This window comes from Thalassovita litoralis, assembly GCF_900182725.1.
GTDB lineage: Bacteria > Pseudomonadota > Alphaproteobacteria > Rhodobacterales > Rhodobacteraceae > Thalassobius > Thalassobius litoralis.
The window spans coordinates 1-18,532 of sequence record NZ_FXTO01000029.1 but is presented as its reverse complement, the minus strand read 5'-3'; the positions used below and the strand labels follow the sequence as shown (position 1 = coordinate 18,532).

Here is an 18,532-nt window from a genome sequence, read left to right as displayed (position 1 = left end):
CTGTTCCTGTCCTATCGCCGGGATTTGGTCAAGGGGCGCAAACAACGGGGCGGCGAACGATGCTGCTTACGCTTGCCCCCCGCCGTCCACCAACGCCGCAAGCCACCCTTCGACCCGCGCCCGGTTGACCCCAAAATCTGACCGCCCAAACCGCAGCCGCCCATAGATCACCAGCACGTCCTTGCGCAGCTCGACCGTGGTATAATCGGGAAAGCCCCAAACCGCGCTACGCGTGATATAGGTCACGCGCCCATCAGCAACGGACCCCGCCAAAACACGGGTCCGGGCCGTGGCACGGATGATCGCATCCAGCCGAACGAACGCCTGCCGATCCCCCATCAATACGCGCCGCACCCCACCGGGAAAATCCGCATCCTGTTGCCCATCAACCGCCACATGCCACCGCACCGGATCGCTGGGGGCCAGTCGCACCCAACCCGCCAATCCGATCACTGCCAAAAGCGCCACACCCAAAATCTTCACGCGCCTGTGCCTTCTTTCTGATCCCAAATACTCCCGCCGGAAGCTCGGAAAATTCCCAATTTTCCGATCAATTTCACCCCTGCCGCCGGGTCCAGCCCCACAGGCAGATCAGCTCCATCGCCACATGCGCCCCGGCCACAGCAGTCGCCCCAGTGGTGTCATAGGGCGGAGACACTTCGACCACATCGCCCCCCACCAGATTGATCCCTGCCAGATCACGCAGGATAATCGCCGCCTGCCCGCTGGACAGACCGCCCCAAACCGGGGTGCCCGTGCCGGGGGCAAAGGCCGGGTCCAGCGCGTCAATGTCAAAGGTCAGATAAGTCTGGTGATCGCCTACGATCTGCTTCACACGCCGGGCCACCTCGGCCGAGCCTGCCTCGTGTACCGTGCGGGCGTCGATATAATTCATACCGCAATAATCATCGCATTCCGTGCGAATGCCGATCTGCACGGATCGGGACGGGTCCACCAGCCCCAGCTTCACCGCCTTGTACATGAAGGTACCGTGGTCGATCCGGTCCATATCATCATCTGCCCACAGGTCCGAATGCGCATCGAACTGGATAACGCTGAGCGGACCATATTTTTCAGCATAGGCCCGCAGGATCGGCAGGGTGATGAAATGGTCGCCCCCCAGCGTCACAGTCCCAACGCCCCCCGCCAGCAAGGTGCGGAAATGCTCCTGAATGGCGGCGGGCGTGCTGCTGGTATTGGCGTAATCAAAAGCCAGATCGCCATAATCAATGACCGCGAATTCCCCCAGCGGATCGAACCCCCAGCCATAGGGCGGGTCATAGGGTTGCAGGGTGCTGGCCTCGCGGATCGCGCGCGGTCCCATGCGGGTGCCAGTCCGGTTTGTCACCGCCTGATCGAACGGCACCCCGGTCACGGCCAGATCCACGCCGGTCAGATCCTTGGTATATTTGCGGCGCAGGAACGAGGTTGCCCCGGCAAAGGCGTTTTCATAGCTCAGCCCCCGCAGATCGGACCGCGTGAACGCCATGTCGATCTGTTTTTTCGCGTCTTCCAGTGCCATTCCGGCCCCCTTTGAAAAATTTGATCAAATCTAACCGAAGCACATCCCGCGTCAAGCCATCACAGCGGCAGCGCGGTTTCCACCACCCGCGCAAAGAACGACGCCCCGACCGGCGCGATCCTGTCGTTGAAATTGAACCCCGGCTGGTGCAGCCCCGCCCCCGGCCCTGCCCCCAGGAATAGATAGGCACCGGGCCGCGCGTTCAGCATATAGGAAAAATCCTCGGCCCCCATTTCGCGCGGATAATCGTCCACCACGTTATCGGCCCCGGCCACATTGCGGGCGACCGTGGCGGCAAAGGCGGTTTTGTCCGCATCGTTCACCGTGGCGGGATACCAGACCTCGTAATTCAGGTCGGCGGTGACACCATAGGCCGGTCCCATACCGCTGACAATTTCCTGCATCCGGGCCATCACCATTTTCTGAACTTCAGGATCAAAGGTGCGCACCGTACCATTGATATAGGCGGTTTCGGGAATAATGTTTTCCGCGCTGCCAGTGTGAATTTGCGTGACCGAGATCACCAGATCGTCCAGCGCATAATGGTTGCGGCTGCTGATGGTCTGGATCGCCTGCACGATCCCCACCGCCGCCACCACCGGATCGCGGCTGTCATGCGGCATCGCCCCGTGGCCGCCCACGCCCTTGATATGGATATGGAACGTGTCCACCGCCGCCATGATCGGGCCGGGGGTGGTGAAAAAATGCCCCTCGGCAAAGCCGGGCGCGTTGTGCAGGGCATAGACCTGTTCAATGTCGAAACGGTCCATAATGCCTTCTTCGACCATCACGCCGCCACCGCCGCCATTTTCTTCGGCAGGTTGGAAAATCAGCGCCACGCGCCCCGCGAAATTGCGGGTTTCCGACAGGTATTTCGCCGCGCCCAGCAACATCGTCGTATGCCCGTCATGGCCGCAGGCGTGCATCACACCATCATTGACCGAGGCATAGTCGGCCCCGGTTTCTTCTACGATGGGCAGCGCGTCCATATCCGCCCGCAGCCCCACCGTTGGCCCGTCTTTTTGCCCGTTGATGATGGCCACAATGCCCGTGGTTGCGATGCCGGTGTGAATTTCATCCACGCCAAATTCGCGCAGCCGCGCCGCCACGAAATCCGCCGTTTCATGCAGATCGAACCCCAGTTCCGGGTGCTGGTGCAGGTGCTGCCGCCATGTCGCCATTTCCTCGGACAGACCGGCGATACGATTGAGGACGGGCATGGGTGGACTCCTTTGGGCCAAAACGTCAGTCTTCCACTCAATCGCAATAACGGAGCCGCCGCAATGCCCGATGACAGCCTGATCCATAACCCCACCGGCGGAATGCCGCGCCTGCTGGAAATCATGCGCCGCCTGCGTGATCCGCAGACTGGTTGCCCGTGGGATATCGAACAGGATTTCGCCACCATCGCCCCCTACACGATCGAAGAAGCCTATGAGGTCGCCGATGCGATCGAACGCGAAGCATGGGATGAATTGAAGGGCGAACTGGGCGATTTGCTGTTCCAGTCAGTGTTCCATGCCCAAATGGCGGCGGAACGCGGGCTGTTTACCTTTGATCAGGTGGCCGACACCATGTCGGATAAGATGGTCGCCCGGCATCCGCATGTGTTCGGCAACGAATCCCGTGACAAATCCGCCGAACAGCAAACGCAGGACTGGGAAGCCATCAAGGCGCAGGAACGCGCCAGCAAGGCACAGCAAGGCACGCTGGACGGGGTCGCCGTGGGGCTGCCCGCCCTGTTGCGGGCGTATAAGCTGCAAAAACGCGCCGCGCGGGTGGGATTCGACTGGCCTGCCATCGACAATGTGATTGACAAAATCGCCGAAGAAGCCGCCGAACTGAAAGAGGCCCGCGACACCCTGACCCAGACCGAGGTGGAAGAGGAATTTGGCGATCTGCTGTTCGTCATGGCCAATCTGGGCCGTCATCTGGGTATCGAACCCGAGGCCGCTTTGCGGGCTGCAAATGCCAAGTTTATCAAACGCTTTCAGGGGGTCGAAGCCAAGCTGGCCGAACGTGGCAAACGCCCCGAAGAATCCGATCTGGAAGAAATGGATGCGCTTTGGGATGCGGTAAAACTGGAACAGCGGGCAACCGCCACAAAAGGGTGATTCAAATAATCAGGTATTGACCCGACTGTTTTAGTCAGATTAAAGCCTGCTCGCATATACGCACCATCCCAAGGGGAAACCTAAATGCTCGTATCGCCGAAATCCGTATTTGCCGGGGCGCTGGCCGCCCTGATTGCAGCGCCAGCACTGGCCGCCGATGTGAACCTGTATTCCTACCGCCAGCCCGAACTGCTGAAGCCGCTGACCGATGCTTTCACCGAAGAAACCGGCATTAACGTCAATGTCGCGTATCTGAACAAAGGTATGGTGGAACGCCTGAACGCCGAAGGCAAACGCAGCCCCGCCGATCTGGTGCTGACCGTGGATATTTCCCGCCTGTCCGCCGTGGTCGACGCTGGGCTGACCCAGCCTGTGCATTCCGATGTGCTGGCCGCGAATGTCCCTGCGGCTTTCCATGACCCCGAAGGCCACTGGTGGGGTCTGACCACCCGCGCCCGCGTGGTTTATGCCAGCAAGGACCGCATCAAACCCGGCGAAGTCACCACCTATGAGGATTTGGCCGATCCGAAATGGAAGGGGCGCATCTGCACCCGGTCCGGCACCCATGCCTATAACGTGGCGCTGACCGCCGCCTATCTGCACCACCACGGCGAAGAGGCCACAAAAACATGGCTGGAAGGCGTCAAAGCCAATCTGGCCCGCAAACCGCAGGGCAACGACCGTGCGCAGGTCAAGGCAATCTGGGCCGGGGAATGCGACATCGCCATCGGCAACACCTATTACATGGGTGAAATGCTGGAAGACCCCGAACAAAAAGAATGGGCGGAAAGCGTGAACATCGTTTTCCCGGTCTTTGAAAACGGTGGCGCGCATGTGAATATTTCCGGCGTGGCCATGACGAAATACGCCCCCAACAAGGAAAACGCGCTGAAGCTGATGGAATTCCTGTCCTCGCCCAAAGCGCAGAAAATCTATGCCGAGGCAAACCACGAATACCCGATTGCCCCCGGATCGGAACCCGGTGATCTGGTGAAAAGCTGGGGCAGCTTCACTGCGGACAGCGTGAACCTGATGGATTTGGCCAAACTGCGCCCCGCTGCGCTGAAACTGACCGAAACGGTGGATTTCGACGGCTAATCTGATTGGGATATGTGAATGAGGGCGGGTCCGGTAACGGGTCCGCCCTTTTCATTGGTGATCGCCTGCGGCGGGCGGGTTGGGGGCTTTGCCCCCCTGCGCTGCGCGCATTCCCCCCAGGATATTTTCCCCAAGAAAGAACCAATGCAGCACTGGTTCGGGTTTGGTTGGGATATGGACTTTGGCGGGCAGAGGCGGCAGGGTCGGCGCCAGAGCAGGAGCGATAAGATGCAGAAACACAGGATCATCATCGACACCGACCCCGGACAGGATGATGCCGTAGCCATTCTTCTGGCGCTGGCCAGCCCCGAAGAGATCGAGGTTCTGGGCATCACCGCCGTGGCCGGGAACGTGCCCTTGGCCTTGACGGAGCTGAATGCGCGGAAGATTTGCGAACTGGCCGGGCGTCCCGATATAAAGGTCTTTGCCGGATGCGACCGTCCATTGGGGCGGGACCTGGTTACGGCGGAACATGTGCATGGCAAAACCGGGCTGGACGGGCCGGTATTGCCCGACCCTGAAATGCCGCTACAGACCGCGCACGCGGTGGATTTCATCATCGACACGATCCGCGCCGAACCCGCCGGGTCAGTAACGCTGTGCCCGCTGGGACCGTTGACCAATATCGCCTTGGCCTTTGAAAAAGCGCCCGACATCGTGACCCGGCTGCGGGAAATCGTGCTGATGGGTGGGGCCTATTTCGAGGTGGGCAACATCACCCCAGCCGCCGAATTCAATATCTATGTCGACCCGCAAGCCGCGAGGATCGTGTTCGGATCGGGCGTGAAACTGACCGTGATGCCGCTGGATGTCACCCACAAGGCACTGGTCACACAGGCCCGCAACGATGCATTCCGTGCGCTGAACACCCGCGTGGGCGAGGCCGTGGCCCAAATGACCGAATTTTTCGAACGCTATGACAAGGAAAAATACGGCAGTCTGGGCGCACCACTGCACGACCCCTGTGTGACGGCCTATCTGATCCGGCCCGATTTATTCACGGGCCGCCATATCAACGTGGAAATCGAAACCCGGTCAGAGCTGACCCTGGGCATGACCGTGGCCGACTGGTGGCGCGTCAGCGACCGCAAGCCCAACGCGATGTTCATGGGCGGGGTCGATGCGGATGGGTTCTTTGCCCTGCTGACAGAACGGCTGGCGCTGCTATGACAGCCCTGCATCTGGCCCGCCCCGAGGATATTGACCGCCTGTTGCCGATGATTACGGCCTTTCATGCCGAACAGGGAATTGACACGACAGACGCCACCCGCCGCGCCGGACTGGAACCGCTGCTGGATGGATCACCGCATGGGGTGGCCTATCTGATCGGGCCACAACGCGCCCCCATCGGCTATGTGGTGATCAGCTTTGGTTGGGCGCTGGAATTTGGCGGGATGGATGGGTTCGTGGACGAGATTTTCATCCGCCCCGGCGTGCGTGGGCGCGGCATCGGGTCCGAGGTTTTGACATCACTCCCCAAGGCACTGGCGGGGGCCGGGTTGAAGGCGTTGCATCTGGAAGTAAAGCGCGATGATGACAAAACCCGCCGGTTTTACGGCAGGCTTCGGTTCCGCGACCGCGCGGATTATATGCTGATGACGCTGCTCCCCTAAGTTCAACCCACCCGCCCGGCTTGCCTTCCTGTTTCGTCGACATATCTGCCAGCGCATGACCATATTGATCCCTTTCGACAACAGCTATGCCACCCTGCCGCCACGGTTTTACACCCGGCAGCATCCCACGCCTGTGGCGGCACCTACGCTTCTGGCCTTTAACGAAGCCTTAGCCGCCGATCTGGGGATCACCCCCGGCACGCCCCCGGAAATGGCACAGGTCTTTGCCGGTAATCTGGTTCCCGAAGGGGCGGCCCCGCTGGCGCAGGCCTATGCCGGGCATCAATTCGGCGGGTTTTCCCCGCAACTGGGCGATGGCCGCGCGATCCTGCTGGGCGAAGTGGTCGACCCCTACGGGCACCGCCGCGATATTCAGCTCAAAGGGTCCGGTCCCACCCCCTATTCCCGCCGGGGCGATGGGCGGGCATGGTTGGGGCCGGTCCTGCGCGAATATCTGTTGTCCGAGGCAATGTTTGCCCTTGGCATTCCCACCACCCGCGCGCTGGCCGCCGTGACCACAGGCGAAACCATCCTGCGCGAGCGAAAACTGCCCGGCGCAATCCTGACCCGCGTGGCCGCCAGCCATATCCGCGTGGGAACGTTCCAGTATTTCGCCGCCCGCCGCGACACCGAAGCGCTGCAAACCCTGTTCGATTATACCCGCCAACGCCATTACCCCGAAACGGAAACCGCGCTGGAATTTCTGAATGCCGTGATCGTGCGACAGATTGATCTGGTCGTGAAATGGCTGTCCGTCGGGTTCATTCACGGGGTCATGAACACCGACAACACCAGCCTGTCTGGCGAAACCATCGACTATGGCCCAGCGGCCTTTATGGACAGCTATCACCCGGTCACGGTCTATTCCTCGATCGACCAGCACGGGCGCTATGCCTATGACAATCAGGCCAATATTCTGGCGTGGAACATGGCGCAACTGGCCACCAGCCTTGTGCCGCTGATGCCCGCCACAGATGAGGCAATCAAAACCTTTACCGACGCGATTCATGGCATGGCCGATCAGATCAAAACCGCGTGGTTACAGGCGTTCGGCCAGAAAATCGGGCTGGCTCACGCCACCCCGGAAGACGAGCCATTGATCACTGATCTGCTTAGCATGATGGCGGACAATCAGGCGGATTTCACAAATACATTCCGGGCGCTGGCCACGAACACCGCCGCGCGGGATCAGTTCACCAACCCAGCCGCCTTTGATGTCTGGGAACCGCGTTGGCAGGCCCGGCTGCAACGTGAAACCGATACGGCGCAACGCATGCAGGCGGTGAACCCCGCCTTTATCCCGCGCAATCATCGGGTGGAGCAGATGATACAAGCCGCCGAACAGGGCGACATGGCCCCGTTCCACCGCCTGCTGACGGTACTGGCGACGCCCTTTAGCGATCAGCCACAGGCGCAGGATTTGACCCGCCCGCCAATGCCACAAGAGGTCGTCCAGCAAACCTTTTGCGGCACCTGACCCCCACGCCACAGCGATGGGGGACACTGTCCTACGGTTCTTTCCTGGTCAAAATATCCAAATCCCGACAGCGCACCGGGGCGCTATCGTTTGCGTTTGGGCAGGTTGATCAACACAATCCCCACGGCCACCATCACCATAGCCGCAATCACATTCCACCCCAGAGTTTCATTCAGCAGCAACCAACCCAGACAGACGCTTAGCACCGGCGTCAAAAAGGCAAAGCTGGCCACACCCGAAGCCGGGTAAATGGTGATCAGAAAGGCCCAGAACAGGAACCCGAAACTGGCAACCGCGATGATCTGGAACCCCAGACCGGCATAATGCCACGGCCCCGGATCACGCAGGAAGGGGCCAAACAGCGGGGCCACCGCCAGCAGGATCACCGCCGACACCGACAATTGCCAGAAAAGCTGCATTTCCGGGCGGATTTCGCGCAGTTTTGTCAATCGCAGCGTCAGGGCAATCGCGGCCCAGCCGAACGCTCCGGTCAGGGCCACAAGATCCCCCAGCAGGCTGGCCTGTCCGCCCGCTTGCCCCGACAGCACCAACGCAACCCCCACCATAGCAAAGCCCAATCCAACGATCCGGCGCGGCGTCAGCCGTTCCCCCGGCAGCAGGAAATGCGCCGCAATCGAAAGGATCACCGGCATCGTGTAAAACAGCAACGAGGCATGGGACACCGTTGTGCGGTCCAGCGCCCAGAACAGCGCCACGAATTCCTGTGCGAACAACGTTCCCAGCAGGATACCGGGCCAGATCGTGCCTTTGCGAAACTCCAGCCGGATACCGCGCACGCGCATCCAGATCAGCAGCACGACCAACGCGCCAACGGATCGGACCCCGGCCATAAAGACCGGCTGAAACCCGCCATTGCCCAATTTCACGACGACCTGATTCAGCGCCAACACGACCCCGAACACGATCAAAGAAATCGCCCCGAAGGCGTCCATTTTGTCCTTGCGCTCCATGCGCGCCACTCAAGGGGCAATTGGCGGTGGCGTCAATGGAATTTATTTCCGAAACCGCTTGAACAGGTGTGGATTGCGGCGGACGAATTCGTCAATCACGCCCATCAACCCACCTAGCGCCTGCCCTTTCAGATACAAAAACCCTGCGGTCGATCCGATCAATGCGCCAAACGTATCTATGATCAGGTCGCCCATCGTGTCCATCAACCCCGATTTCTGCATATTCAGCCCAAAAACCTGATCCATGCCGAATTCAAAAATTTCCCACACGACACCGACGGCCAATGCGAAACAGAACCCAAAGAACGCCACGGCAATCGGCGGCGCGGCAAATCGGTCGCCCTGAAACATCATGAAAACCAGAACAAAACCAATCAGCCCGAACCCAACGGCGCTGCCGCCGTGCATGGCGATATCCCACCACCAAAATCGGTTATAGAAATCAAACGCCTCGCCCAGAAACAGCGTCCCGGCCACGAAAAGGACAATGGCCGCGACGAAACCGGGCGGCACCTCGACCCGCGCCCAACGCGCCAGCCAAAGCGGCGCATAAGACAACACCAAAGTCGCCAGACACACAAAGGCCAGCGACCAAAGCTCTGTTGCCATTGCCCCTGCCGACAAAATCAGCAACAGCACCCAGACAACGCGCGTCAGCCATGCCTGACCTTTGAACATCCCGTGACTTCCTTTGCTGCCCATGCTGATATGCGCCCATGATCGCACCGACCCTACGCATTGCAAGCTACAACCTTCAGAAATGCGTCGGCATGGATTTGCGCCGCCGCCCGGATCGGTCGCTGACCGTGATCGGGGCGCTGTCGGCGCAAGTCGTTGTCTTGCAAGAGGCCGACAAACGCCTGCCGCCCCGGCCCACTGCCCTGCCCCATGCGATGATCGAGGATGACGGATGGCGCATCCTGCCCTTTGGGCAGCCGGGTGGATCGTTGGGTTGGCACGGCAACGCCATGCTGGTGCGCCCGGACATCACGGTGCAGGACACGGCGCATCTGGACCTGCCGGGGCTGGAACCGCGCGGGGCCATCCGGGCCGAGCTGGACACCCCGATCGGGCCGCTTCGCGTGATCGGCACCCATCTGGGCCTGATCCGGCGCTATCGCGTCATGCAAATGGCGGCAATTTCCCGCTATCTGGCCGATTTACCGCCCCGCCCCACGGTGCTGGCCGGGGATATGAACGAATGGGGGTCTGTCGCGGCAATGGATCACGCGGCCACGGGGCTGGAATTTGTGCTGACCCGGCCCAGCTATCCGGCCCCGCGCCCGGTGGCACGGTTGGACCGCTTTGCCCTGTCCCCGGACCTGATAGCCACCCAGACTGGCACCCATCTGGCGCAACCCGCCCGCGTCACCAGCGATCACCTGCCCGTTTGGGCCGATCTGGCACAACGCCCGACCACGGAATGAACACGCTTCACCGAACCCGCGATCCGTGCTAGCCCACGACAAACCCATAGCGGAATTTTCCCAATGACCTTTTTGCAAATCACCTCGTTGTTGATCGTGCTGGCCGGTGCTTTTGGCGCGGTCAACTATCTGTTTCTGAAGCTGCCCTCGGCCATTGGCATTCTTGTGGTATCGCTGCTGGCATCGGTTTCCGTGCTGGTGCTGGACCTGTTCGCGCCGCAGCTTGGCATGGCCGACACTGCCCGCCGCGTGGTCCTTGGCATCGACTTTTCCGATGCCTTGCTAGAAGGGATGCTGGGCCTGTTGCTGTTCGCCGGGGCGCTGCATGTGAAGCTGGCCGATCTGCGGGCGCAATGGAAAATCGTGGTGCTGATGGCAACGCTGGGTGTGGGCCTGTCCACCGCCATTGTCGGGGTTGGCTTTAGCTGGCTGACCGGAATGCCGCTGATTGTGGCACTGGTATTCGGCGCGCTGATTTCCCCCACCGATCCGGTTGCCGTTATGGGGGTCCTGCGCGAAGCCAGCCTGCGCAAATCGCTGGAAACCAAAATCGCCGGGGAATCCCTGTTTAACGACGGGGTGGGCTATGTGGTGTATCTGGTCCTTGTGGCGATGGCCTTTCCCGCGATTGGCGGGGGGCATGGCGCGGGCCACCAAAGCCAGATCGAATTTGCCACCACCCTGTTTGTACAAGAAGCAGTGGGCGGCGCGGTGCTGGGCATCGTGCTGGGCTGGCTGGTCTTTCGCGTCATGCGCCTGATCGACGATTATTCGCTAGAGGTGTTGCTGACACTGGGGCTGGCCTTTGGTGGCTATGAACTGGCGGTGGCGCTGCATGTGTCAGCCCCGATCATGGCCGTCTGTGCGGGTCTGCTGATTGGCGACATCGGCGCAAAACACGGCATGTCCGAAGAAACCCGCCGCTATGTCGATGCGTTCTGGAAACTGATCGACGAAATCCTGAACGCCGTGCTGTTCTTGCTGATCGGGTTCGAGGTGTTCGCCGTGGCCTTTGACACATCGTATCTGACAGCCGGGGTGCTGGCGATTGCACTGGCACTGGTGGCCCGGCTGGCGGCGGTTGCCATTCCGATCCTGCTTTTGGGCGGCCCGCGCCAATTCGGCCCCGGTGTGATCCCGATCATGACATGGGGCGGATTAAAGGGCGGCATTTCCGTTGCGCTGGCCCTGTCGCTGCCAGATGGCGACTGGAAACCGCTGATCCTGACGGCGACCTATCTGGTCGTGGTCTTTTCCATCATCGTACAAGGGCTGACCGTGGCCAAACTGGCCGCCAAGGTAGGCCGCGAACCGGAGCTGCCCACAGGATGACCCGATACCTTGTTCTGGACGTGTTCACCGATCAGCCATTTGGCGGCAACCAACTGGCTGTAATTCCCGATGCCACCCGGTTGCCTGAACCGGCGCTGCAACGGATTGCGCGTGAATTCAATTTCTCGGAAACCACCTTTGTGTATCCGCCGGACGATCCCGCCCATACTGCGAAAATCCGCATTTTCACCCCAACGACAGAAGTGCCCTTTGCCGGGCATCCGACCATCGGCACCGCTGTGGCGCTGGCGCAGGCGGGGCATGGCCCGGACATGGTACTGGAATTGGGCGTTGGGCCGCTGCACGCCCATGCCACACCGCAACAGGCCCGGTTTACCACCGCCGTTCCGCTGCAACAGATCGGCACCCCCGATATTGCGCTGGTGGCGCGGGCCTTGGGCCTGTCCACGGCTGATGTGAAAACCGACACCCACCCGCCGGTTCTGGCCACGCTTGGCCTGCCCTTTACCCTGACCGAGGTCACAGATCGCGCCGCCCTGTCCCGCATCAGCACGGATATCAGCGCCTTTCGTGACGGGGCGACGCTTTTCCCGGCGGGGCTGGATTTTGCCCAGATGGTCTATGTCCGGCAGGAAAACACGATCCACGCCCGCATGTTCGCCCCGCTGGATAACATCCCCGAAGACCCCGCCACTGGCAGCGCGGCGGCAACACTGGCGGCATTGCTGGCCCGGATCGAAAACCGCGACCTGTCGCTGGTGTTGCATCAAGGCGAAGACATGGGCCGCCCCAGCCGTATCACACTGCAAACCAACGGGACCGCTGTCACCGTTTCCGGGCAGACCGTTGTGACGATGGAGGGGAATTTGCGGGTTTGACCTGCCGCACCTGATGGACCGCGCGCCTGTGGCTGGACCTGCGATCTGAGTATTTTTGGCAAGATGAAAGCAGGGCCGCGCCAAAAAAACAGGGGACGCACCCGCCCCCTGTTTCATAAGTGAAAGATCGAAACCGCCGCGTTACGCCTGTTTGCGGGCGCTGCGTTTTTGCGACGGGCCACGACGCCGACGCGGGCCGCCGGGTTTGCCTTCGGCCCCGCCAGCGCCACCACGGCCACCGCGCCCCATGCCGGGCTTACCGCCACGCCGCGCACCGCCGCCGTTACCGGGTTTGGCCTCGCCGGGCATCGCTTCCCACGGGCGGCCCGAGGCTACCGGGATCGTCAGTTTCATCGCCTTTTGGATGTCCTTCAACAGGTCCATTTCATCTGGCGCACACAGGGCCACGGCCTTGCCGTCCTTGCCCGCCCGCGCGGTACGACCGATACGGTGAACATAGTTTTCCGGCACATTCGGCAGTTCATAGTTATAGACGTGTTTCACATCGGGAATATCCAAGCCCCGCGCCGCCACATCGGTGGCGACAAGGATCTTCGCCTCGCCCGATTTAAACGCCGAAATTGCCCGTTCACGCTGCCCTTGGCTTTTGTTGCCATGCACGGCCACAGCGGCATAGCCTGCTTTTTCCAGCATCCGGCTTAGCCGTTCCATCCCGTGTTTGGTGCGCCCGAACACCACCGCCAGTTCATCGCGATGGGTATCCAGCAATTCCACCAGCAGATTGGTTTTTTCCGCCTTGGCGATGAAATGCACCGACTGGTCAATCTTATCCGCCGCCTTACCCGGAGGGTTGACCTGCACCCGCATGGGATTGCTCAGGTATGCTTCGGCGATTTCAGCCATCTGTTTCGGCATCGTGGCGGAAAACAGCATGGTCTGGCGTTCTTCGGGCAGCATTTGCGCGATCTTGCGCAGGGCATGGATAAAGCCCAGATCCAGCATCTGGTCGGCCTCGTCCAGCACCAGAAACTTGGCCTCGCGCAGGCTGAGCGCCTTGCGGTCCATCAGGTCCATCAGACGCCCCGGCGTGGCCACCAGAATATCCGCCCCGCGTTCCAGCCGCTTGCTTTGCGCATTGATCGACGCCCCGCCGACCACCAGCGCCACCTTCATCGGTGTTCCCTGAACAAAAGCCGCCAGCGTGTCCGCGATCTGTTTCGCCAGTTCCCGCGTGGGAGCCAGCACCAGCGCCCGCACCGTTTTGGGCAGCGGTTTCCCCTGCCCCGCCATCAGTTCCACCAGCGGCAGGCCAAAGGCGGCGGTCTTGCCGGTGCCGGTCTGCGCCAGCCCCATCACGTCGCGCCCTTCCAGCGCCAGCGGAATGGCGCGGCTTTGGATCGGGGTCGGTTCGGTCAGCCCCATCGCTTCGATACGGGCGACCAGCTTGGGTGCAAGACCCATCATTTCAAATTGGTTCAAACGTCTGTTCCTTCTGACCACGCAAAAGCATGGCCGATTGCCCGACCGCCCCTTGCGGCGGGCCTCGTGGTTGCTGCCGGTCGCTGCGCCATATGCCTCGTGCCTATGTGCCGCCGATCAGCCAATCCCACGCGTGATTTTGGGAAATCCTGTGGCGATACCCCGTGACGCGGGGCATCTGGCCCCACTTGCGCCCCTGCTCACGCGGCAGAGGGCATCGCTTCACCGCCACATGGGGGCGTCCCCCCGCGAAGTCAAGCCATTTCGCCACCACGCCCATGTCGTTCCCGGCTGGAAATACGGGTTCGACCGCCTTACAAAGGTTGAAACACGATGGAAACCGCCATGACCGAAACAATCACCGCCCGCTGCGAGGCTATTGGCCTGCGCATGACCGGCCAACGCCGGACCATCGCCGCCGTTCTGGAAGATTCGGACGACCACCCCGATGTCGAAGAACTGTATGCCCGCGCATCGGCCCGTGATTCCGGGATTTCGCTGGCCACGGTTTACCGGACAGTCAAACTGTTCGAAGAAGCGGGCATTCTGGACAAGCTGGAATTCGGCGACGGGCGCGCACGCTACGAAGATGCCGAACGCGATCACCATGACCACCTGATCGACATGACCACCGGCGCCGTCATCGAATTTTGCGACCCAGAGATTGAGGCGCTTCAGGAAAAAATCGCGGCCAAGCTGGGGTATACGCTGAAGGGGCATAAGCTGGAACTATACGGGGTTCCGGTTAAGAAACCGCAATAAGATAACAACAGCTTTTGGTTGCTGATCCTGCTTTGGCTTGAGTATTATCTCTAAAATTCAAACCACAGAGCTAGTATGACTATTCCCGACTATCAAACATTAATGCTACCCGTATTGAAGCTGATCGCGGATGGCGCAGAAAACGTGTCAGAGTGTCTGCCTGCTCTACAGGAACAATTCTCCATAACAGATGAAGAAGCCCAAGAATTACTGCCAAGCGGACGAATGACCGTTCTAGGGAACCGCGCGCACTGGGCAAGAACCTATCTATCCAAAGCAGGTCTGCTCACATCGCCCAGACGTAACTGCCACGAAATTACCAAGGCAGGTAAATCGCTCTTGGCTCAGCACCCTGATCGAATTGACAATACCATTTTGGCACAATTCGATACATTCGCTGACTGGCGTGAACAAAACACTCCCTCAGGACAAGTCAATAGCCAGAGCCAAGATCGTGATCTACTGGAAGCCTCACAGACGCCAGAGGACGCTATTGAGGCGGCCACCCGACTGATGCAAACATCACTTCGGGACGATCTACTTGCATTGCTGCTGGAACTGACGCCCCAACGCTTCGAACGTGTCATTCTAGACCTGCTTTCAGTAATGGGGTTTGGTGGGGGAAGATTAGAAAACACCCACATGACAGCAATGACTGGCGACGCCGGAATTGATGGTATCATCCACGAAGATGCCCTTGGCTTGGACGCCGTGTACATTCAGGCCAAACGCTACGCTCCCGAAAACAAAATCAGTCGACCAGACATTCAGCGATTTGTTGGATCTTTAAACGGCGAAGGAGCGACAAAAGGGGTTTTCGTCACTACGTCCGATTTTTCACGTGACGCTAAAGACTACATCAGTCGTGTCCCGCAGAGGATTGTATTAATTAACGGCTATCGTCTTGCAGACCTCATGATCGAACATGACGTAGGCGTTCGCACTCGTAAAACTTACGTCATCTGATCAGTAGACGAGGATTATTTTTTATAATCGGAAGGTGACACCCGGCTATGCACTGGACGCATTCCTGCGGCGTCTGACGATCCTTTACCTTCGCCCACGCCCGCACTACAGCGGCGTTCAGGCGAATGGGAATTCAACATGTATAATTTGCGCGGGATCATTCTGGTCGTTTTGGCAATGCTGGCCTTTGCAACCGAAGATATGTTTGTCAAAGCCCTGACTCAAAATCTGCCCACCGGGCAGGTCATGTGCCTGTTGGGGGTCGGCGGGGCCGCAATCTTTGGCACGATTGCCCGCGCCAAGGGGCACAGGCTGTTGCCGCCCCTGTTCACGAACCGCGCCCTGCTGATCCGCACCATTGCCGAAGGGGTCGGGGCCTGTTTCTTTATCACCTCTTTGTCGCTGGTGCCGATGTCCACGGTGGCCGCCGTGTTTCAGGCTACACCGCTGGCGATCACCCTTGGCGCGGCGCTGTTTCTGGGCGAACAGGTGGGCTGGCGGCGTTGGAGCGCCATTCTGGTTGGGTTCTGCGGGGTTCTGTTGATCATTCGTCCCGGCATGGCCGGGTTTAACCCCGCGTCCTTGATCGTGTTGGGGGCCGTGGCGGGGATTGCCACGCGGGATCTGATCTCGCGCCGGTTGCCGTCGGATATGTCCAGCTTTGTGGTCAGCTTTCATGGCTTTGCCGCGCTGGCGGTTGTCGGCCCGTTCCTGATGCTGGCGAAAACGGACCTGCCCGCCCTGCCGAATACCGTTCAGGCTGGGCAACTGGCGGCTGCGATGGTGTGCGGGGTTCTGGGTTATTATGCCATTGTGACCGCCACACGCACTGGCGATGCCGCCGCGATCACCCCGTTCCGGTATACGCGCCTGATCTTTTCCATCATCCTTGGCATGATGATGTTCAGCGAACAGCCTGACCTGATGACCTATGTGGGGTCGGCGCTGATTATCGGATCGGGGCTGTATACCTATCTGCGCGAACGCCGCCTTGCGGCCCGCTATGCCCCGAAGATTGCCACCTAAAACACGCACAAGCGCGGCAATTTCCCACCGTTTGCGCAAACGTCCCTGCTGGGCCTTTTCACCGGGCGGTTCCCGCCGTAAAAGCCCGATCAAACGGCTTTTGCAAAAGGGAAACGACCCAATGAGCACCATTATCGACATCCACGCCCGCGAAATTCTGGACAGCCGCGGCAACCCCACCGTCGAGGTGGACGTGATCCTGGAAGACGGCACCATGGGCCGCGCTGCTGTTCCGTCGGGCGCATCGACCGGCGCACACGAAGCCGTGGAAAAACGTGACGGCGATAAATCCCGCTACATGGGCAAGGGCGTGCTGGAAGCCGTCGCTGCCGTGAACGGCGAAATCGCCGAGGCTCTGGTGGGTTTCGACGTGACCGAACAGGTTGCCATCGACATGGCGATGATCGAACTGGACGGCACCCCCAACAAGGGCCGTTTGGGCGCAAACGCCATTCTGGGTGTGTCGCTGGCCTGCGCCAAGGCAGCCGCCGATTTCACCGCGCAACCGCTGTTCCGCTATGTCGGCGGCACCTCGGCCCGTGTTCTGCCGGTTCCGATGATGAACATCATCAACGGCGGCGAACATGCCGACAACCCCATCGACATTCAGGAATTCATGATCATGCCCGTTTCGGCCACGAATATCCGTGATGCCGTGCGCATGGGCTCCGAGGTGTTCCACACCCTGAAAAAGGAACTGACCGCCGCAGGCCACAACACCGGGCTGGGCGACGAAGGTGGTTTTGCCCCCAATCTGGAATCGACCCGCGCCGCGCTGGACCTGATTCTGGCGTCGATCGAAAAGGCCGGGTACAAGCCGGGCGAAGATATCTATCTGGCGCTCGATTGCGCCTCGACCGAATATTACAAAGACGGCAAGTACGAGATGAAAGGCGAAGGCAAATCGCTGACATCCGAAGAAAACGCCGACTATCTGGCCGAGCTTTGCAATGACTATCCGATCATTTCCATCGAAGACGGCATGGCCGAGGACGACTGGGCGGGCTGGAAACTGCTGACCGATAAAATCGGCGACAAGGTGCAACTGGTCGGTGATGACCTGTTCGTGACCAACCCCGCCCGTCTGGCCGATGGTATCGCGCAGGGTGTTGCCAACTCGATGTTGGTGAAGGTGAACCAGATCGGATCGCTGACCGAAACCCTGAAGGCCGTCGATATGGCCCATCGCGCACGGTATACCAATGTGATGTCGCACCGTTCGGGCGAAACCGAGGATGCAACGATTGCCGATCTGGCAGTTGCCACCAACTGCGGCCAGATCAAGACCGGATCGCTGGCGCGTTCGGACCGGCTGGCGAAATACAACCAACTGATCCGCATCGAAGAACTGCTGGGCGAAACCGCCGAATATGCAGGCCGTTCGATCCTGAAATAATCTTGGTTCGACGGACCCGAATAAAGGCCCGCCAATCTGGCGGGCCTTTTCTTTGTGCGATTTTTGTTGCGCGGATGAGGACAATTTTCGGCGACAGAAGTCATTAACCTCAGGATAGATTTATTTGAAATTTATTCCCCTATGGAGGGAACATTTCCTTGCGAAAACGGTTCGTGGAATAGACTGTAATGACAGTGTTTCGGGTGGGGAAAACCGAAACAGCACAGGAACGGCATTCGCCGCCCATTCACCATGCGCCACTCCGCCCCTTTGTCTCGGGCTGCCTGCATTTCGCGGGTGGTTCCCTCTTGGCCGATCTTTGTCCCGGCCCTGATACTGGCCCTGTCCGTTGCCCAGCCAGCCCCGGCCCGGCATCTGCCCCCACATGTTGCCGATCACAGCACAGCCCACCCTAGGCTCAGGACCCATTAATCGGCTTGAGATCGCATTGGTCGCATGCTTCAAATCCCCAAACTTTCAGGGGGTATCATGAGCAATCTATTTTGGCTGACCGACGAACAGATGGCGCGGCTGCGACCGTTCTTTCCC

Annotated in this window: 18 protein-coding genes; 12 read left to right on the top strand and 6 right to left on the bottom strand. The window is 60.1% G+C overall.

The genetic code is table 11. The annotated features are described in order from the left end of the window. Positions 1–66 precede the first annotated feature (66 nt). The 3 genes from FN828_RS16170 to FN828_RS16160 all read right to left on the bottom strand — a co-directional run bounded on the left by FN828_RS16170 (position 67) and on the right by FN828_RS16160 (position 2,742). The gene (locus FN828_RS16170) at positions 67–483 is read right to left on the bottom strand and encodes a DUF1499 domain-containing protein (protein WP_142494458.1); all 417 of its coding nucleotides are present in this window, start codon (positions 481–483) and stop codon (positions 67–69) included. 73 nt (positions 484–556) lie between these two features. Next, the gene (speB, locus tag FN828_RS16165; protein WP_142494457.1) at positions 557–1,522 is read right to left on the bottom strand and encodes an agmatinase; all 966 of its coding nucleotides are present in this window, start codon (positions 1,520–1,522) and stop codon (positions 557–559) included. A 59-nt stretch (positions 1,523–1,581) separates the two neighbouring features. Beyond that, positions 1,582–2,742: a M20 aminoacylase family protein gene (locus FN828_RS16160; RefSeq protein WP_142494456.1), complete on the bottom strand. Its 1,161-nt coding sequence runs from the start codon at positions 2,740–2,742 to the stop codon at positions 1,582–1,584. Between the two features lie 63 nt (positions 2,743–2,805). Between FN828_RS16160 and mazG the strand changes: the two genes are divergently transcribed. The 5 genes from mazG to FN828_RS16135 all read left to right on the top strand — a co-directional run bounded on the left by mazG (position 2,806) and on the right by FN828_RS16135 (position 7,824). Further along, positions 2,806–3,636: a nucleoside triphosphate pyrophosphohydrolase gene (gene mazG, locus FN828_RS16155; protein ID WP_142494455.1), complete on the top strand. Its 831-nt coding sequence runs from the start codon at positions 2,806–2,808 to the stop codon at positions 3,634–3,636. 84 nt (positions 3,637–3,720) lie between these two features. Next, the gene (locus FN828_RS16150; protein WP_142494454.1) at positions 3,721–4,734 is read left to right on the top strand and encodes a Fe(3+) ABC transporter substrate-binding protein; all 1,014 of its coding nucleotides are present in this window, start codon (positions 3,721–3,723) and stop codon (positions 4,732–4,734) included. A 228-nt stretch (positions 4,735–4,962) separates the two neighbouring features. Beyond that, on the top strand, positions 4,963–5,904 hold the full coding sequence (locus tag FN828_RS16145) for a nucleoside hydrolase (RefSeq protein ID WP_142494453.1): 942 nt from the start codon (positions 4,963–4,965) through the stop codon (positions 5,902–5,904). Continuing rightward, complete coding sequence (locus FN828_RS16140) at positions 5,901–6,347, top strand: GNAT family N-acetyltransferase (protein ID WP_142494452.1); 447 nt, start codon at positions 5,901–5,903, stop codon at positions 6,345–6,347. Before FN828_RS16145 ends, FN828_RS16140 begins: the two co-directional genes overlap by 4 nt. A gap of 55 nt (positions 6,348–6,402) precedes the next feature. Next, on the top strand, positions 6,403–7,824 hold the full coding sequence (locus FN828_RS16135) for a protein adenylyltransferase SelO (protein WP_142494451.1): 1,422 nt from the start codon (positions 6,403–6,405) through the stop codon (positions 7,822–7,824). An 83-nt stretch (positions 7,825–7,907) separates the two neighbouring features. Here the strand turns inward: FN828_RS16135 and FN828_RS16130 are convergent, their stop codons facing one another. Together FN828_RS16130 and FN828_RS16125 are read right to left on the bottom strand one after the other, a co-directional pair. Beyond that, on the bottom strand, positions 7,908–8,795 hold the full coding sequence (locus FN828_RS16130; RefSeq protein ID WP_142494450.1) for a DMT family transporter: 888 nt from the start codon (positions 8,793–8,795) through the stop codon (positions 7,908–7,910). A gap of 42 nt (positions 8,796–8,837) precedes the next feature. Continuing rightward, complete coding sequence (locus FN828_RS16125; RefSeq protein ID WP_142494449.1) at positions 8,838–9,473, bottom strand: hypothetical protein; 636 nt, start codon at positions 9,471–9,473, stop codon at positions 8,838–8,840. Between the two features lie 38 nt (positions 9,474–9,511). Between FN828_RS16125 and FN828_RS16120 the strand changes: the two genes are divergently transcribed. From FN828_RS16120 to FN828_RS16110, 3 genes are all read left to right on the top strand, one after another. Then, on the top strand, positions 9,512–10,222 hold the full coding sequence (locus tag FN828_RS16120; protein ID WP_142494448.1) for an endonuclease/exonuclease/phosphatase family protein: 711 nt from the start codon (positions 9,512–9,514) through the stop codon (positions 10,220–10,222). 63 nt (positions 10,223–10,285) lie between these two features. Beyond that, a complete protein-coding gene (locus tag FN828_RS16115; RefSeq protein ID WP_142494447.1) occupies positions 10,286–11,554 on the top strand; it encodes a cation:proton antiporter in 1,269 nt (422 codons plus the stop codon). Next, positions 11,551–12,393 (top strand): PhzF family phenazine biosynthesis protein, encoded by an 843-nt coding sequence (locus FN828_RS16110; protein ID WP_142494446.1) that lies wholly within the window; start codon positions 11,551–11,553, stop codon positions 12,391–12,393. The genes FN828_RS16115 and FN828_RS16110 overlap by 4 nt, the downstream gene beginning before the upstream one ends. Before the next feature lie 141 nt (positions 12,394–12,534). On the opposite strand, the gene FN828_RS16105 is transcribed toward FN828_RS16110, so the two are convergent. Continuing rightward, a complete protein-coding gene (locus FN828_RS16105; RefSeq protein ID WP_235891507.1) occupies positions 12,535–13,833 on the bottom strand; it encodes a DEAD/DEAH box helicase in 1,299 nt (432 codons plus the stop codon). 345 nt (positions 13,834–14,178) lie between these two features. Between FN828_RS16105 and FN828_RS16100 the strand changes: the two genes are divergently transcribed. The 4 genes from FN828_RS16100 to eno all read left to right on the top strand — a co-directional run bounded on the left by FN828_RS16100 (position 14,179) and on the right by eno (position 17,983). Further along, positions 14,179–14,595, top strand: coding sequence for a Fur family transcriptional regulator (locus FN828_RS16100; RefSeq protein WP_142494445.1), 417 nt, complete (start codon positions 14,179–14,181; stop codon positions 14,593–14,595). Positions 14,596–14,670: 75 nt separating this feature from the next. Further along, a complete protein-coding gene (locus FN828_RS16095) occupies positions 14,671–15,561 on the top strand; it encodes a restriction endonuclease (protein WP_142494444.1) in 891 nt (296 codons plus the stop codon). Positions 15,562–15,699: 138 nt separating this feature from the next. Continuing rightward, positions 15,700–16,587: a DMT family transporter gene (locus tag FN828_RS16090; RefSeq protein ID WP_142494443.1), complete on the top strand. Its 888-nt coding sequence runs from the start codon at positions 15,700–15,702 to the stop codon at positions 16,585–16,587. Positions 16,588–16,708: 121 nt separating this feature from the next. Continuing rightward, positions 16,709–17,983 carry a phosphopyruvate hydratase gene (eno, locus tag FN828_RS16085; RefSeq protein WP_142494442.1) on the top strand — a complete coding sequence of 425 codons (1,275 nt, stop codon included), beginning with the start codon at positions 16,709–16,711 and terminating at the stop codon, positions 17,981–17,983. Positions 17,984–18,532 lie beyond the last annotated feature (549 nt).

Coding starts and splice junctions, on each gene's coding strand:
- speB (WP_142494457.1), bottom strand. CDS start 1,522: ATGGCACTGGAAGACGCGAAAAAACAGATCGACATGGCGTTCACGCGG.
- FN828_RS16160 (WP_142494456.1), bottom strand. CDS start 2,742: ATGCCCGTCCTCAATCGTATCGCCGGTCTGTCCGAGGAAATGGCGACA.
- FN828_RS16150 (WP_142494454.1), top strand. CDS start 3,721: ATGCTCGTATCGCCGAAATCCGTATTTGCCGGGGCGCTGGCCGCCCTG.
- FN828_RS16115 (WP_142494447.1), top strand. CDS start 10,286: ATGACCTTTTTGCAAATCACCTCGTTGTTGATCGTGCTGGCCGGTGCT.
- FN828_RS16125 (WP_142494449.1), bottom strand. CDS start 9,473: ATGTTCAAAGGTCAGGCATGGCTGACGCGCGTTGTCTGGGTGCTGTTG.
- eno (WP_142494442.1), top strand. CDS start 16,709: ATGAGCACCATTATCGACATCCACGCCCGCGAAATTCTGGACAGCCGC.
- FN828_RS16100 (WP_142494445.1), top strand. CDS start 14,179: ATGACCGAAACAATCACCGCCCGCTGCGAGGCTATTGGCCTGCGCATG.
- FN828_RS16095 (WP_142494444.1), top strand. CDS start 14,671: ATGACTATTCCCGACTATCAAACATTAATGCTACCCGTATTGAAGCTG.
- FN828_RS16130 (WP_142494450.1), bottom strand. CDS start 8,795: ATGGAGCGCAAGGACAAAATGGACGCCTTCGGGGCGATTTCTTTGATC.
- FN828_RS16110 (WP_142494446.1), top strand. CDS start 11,551: ATGACCCGATACCTTGTTCTGGACGTGTTCACCGATCAGCCATTTGGC.
- FN828_RS16120 (WP_142494448.1), top strand. CDS start 9,512: ATGATCGCACCGACCCTACGCATTGCAAGCTACAACCTTCAGAAATGC.
- FN828_RS16145 (WP_142494453.1), top strand. CDS start 4,963: ATGCAGAAACACAGGATCATCATCGACACCGACCCCGGACAGGATGAT.
- FN828_RS16090 (WP_142494443.1), top strand. CDS start 15,700: ATGTATAATTTGCGCGGGATCATTCTGGTCGTTTTGGCAATGCTGGCC.
- mazG (WP_142494455.1), top strand. CDS start 2,806: ATGCCCGATGACAGCCTGATCCATAACCCCACCGGCGGAATGCCGCGC.
- FN828_RS16140 (WP_142494452.1), top strand. CDS start 5,901: ATGACAGCCCTGCATCTGGCCCGCCCCGAGGATATTGACCGCCTGTTG.
- FN828_RS16135 (WP_142494451.1), top strand. CDS start 6,403: ATGACCATATTGATCCCTTTCGACAACAGCTATGCCACCCTGCCGCCA.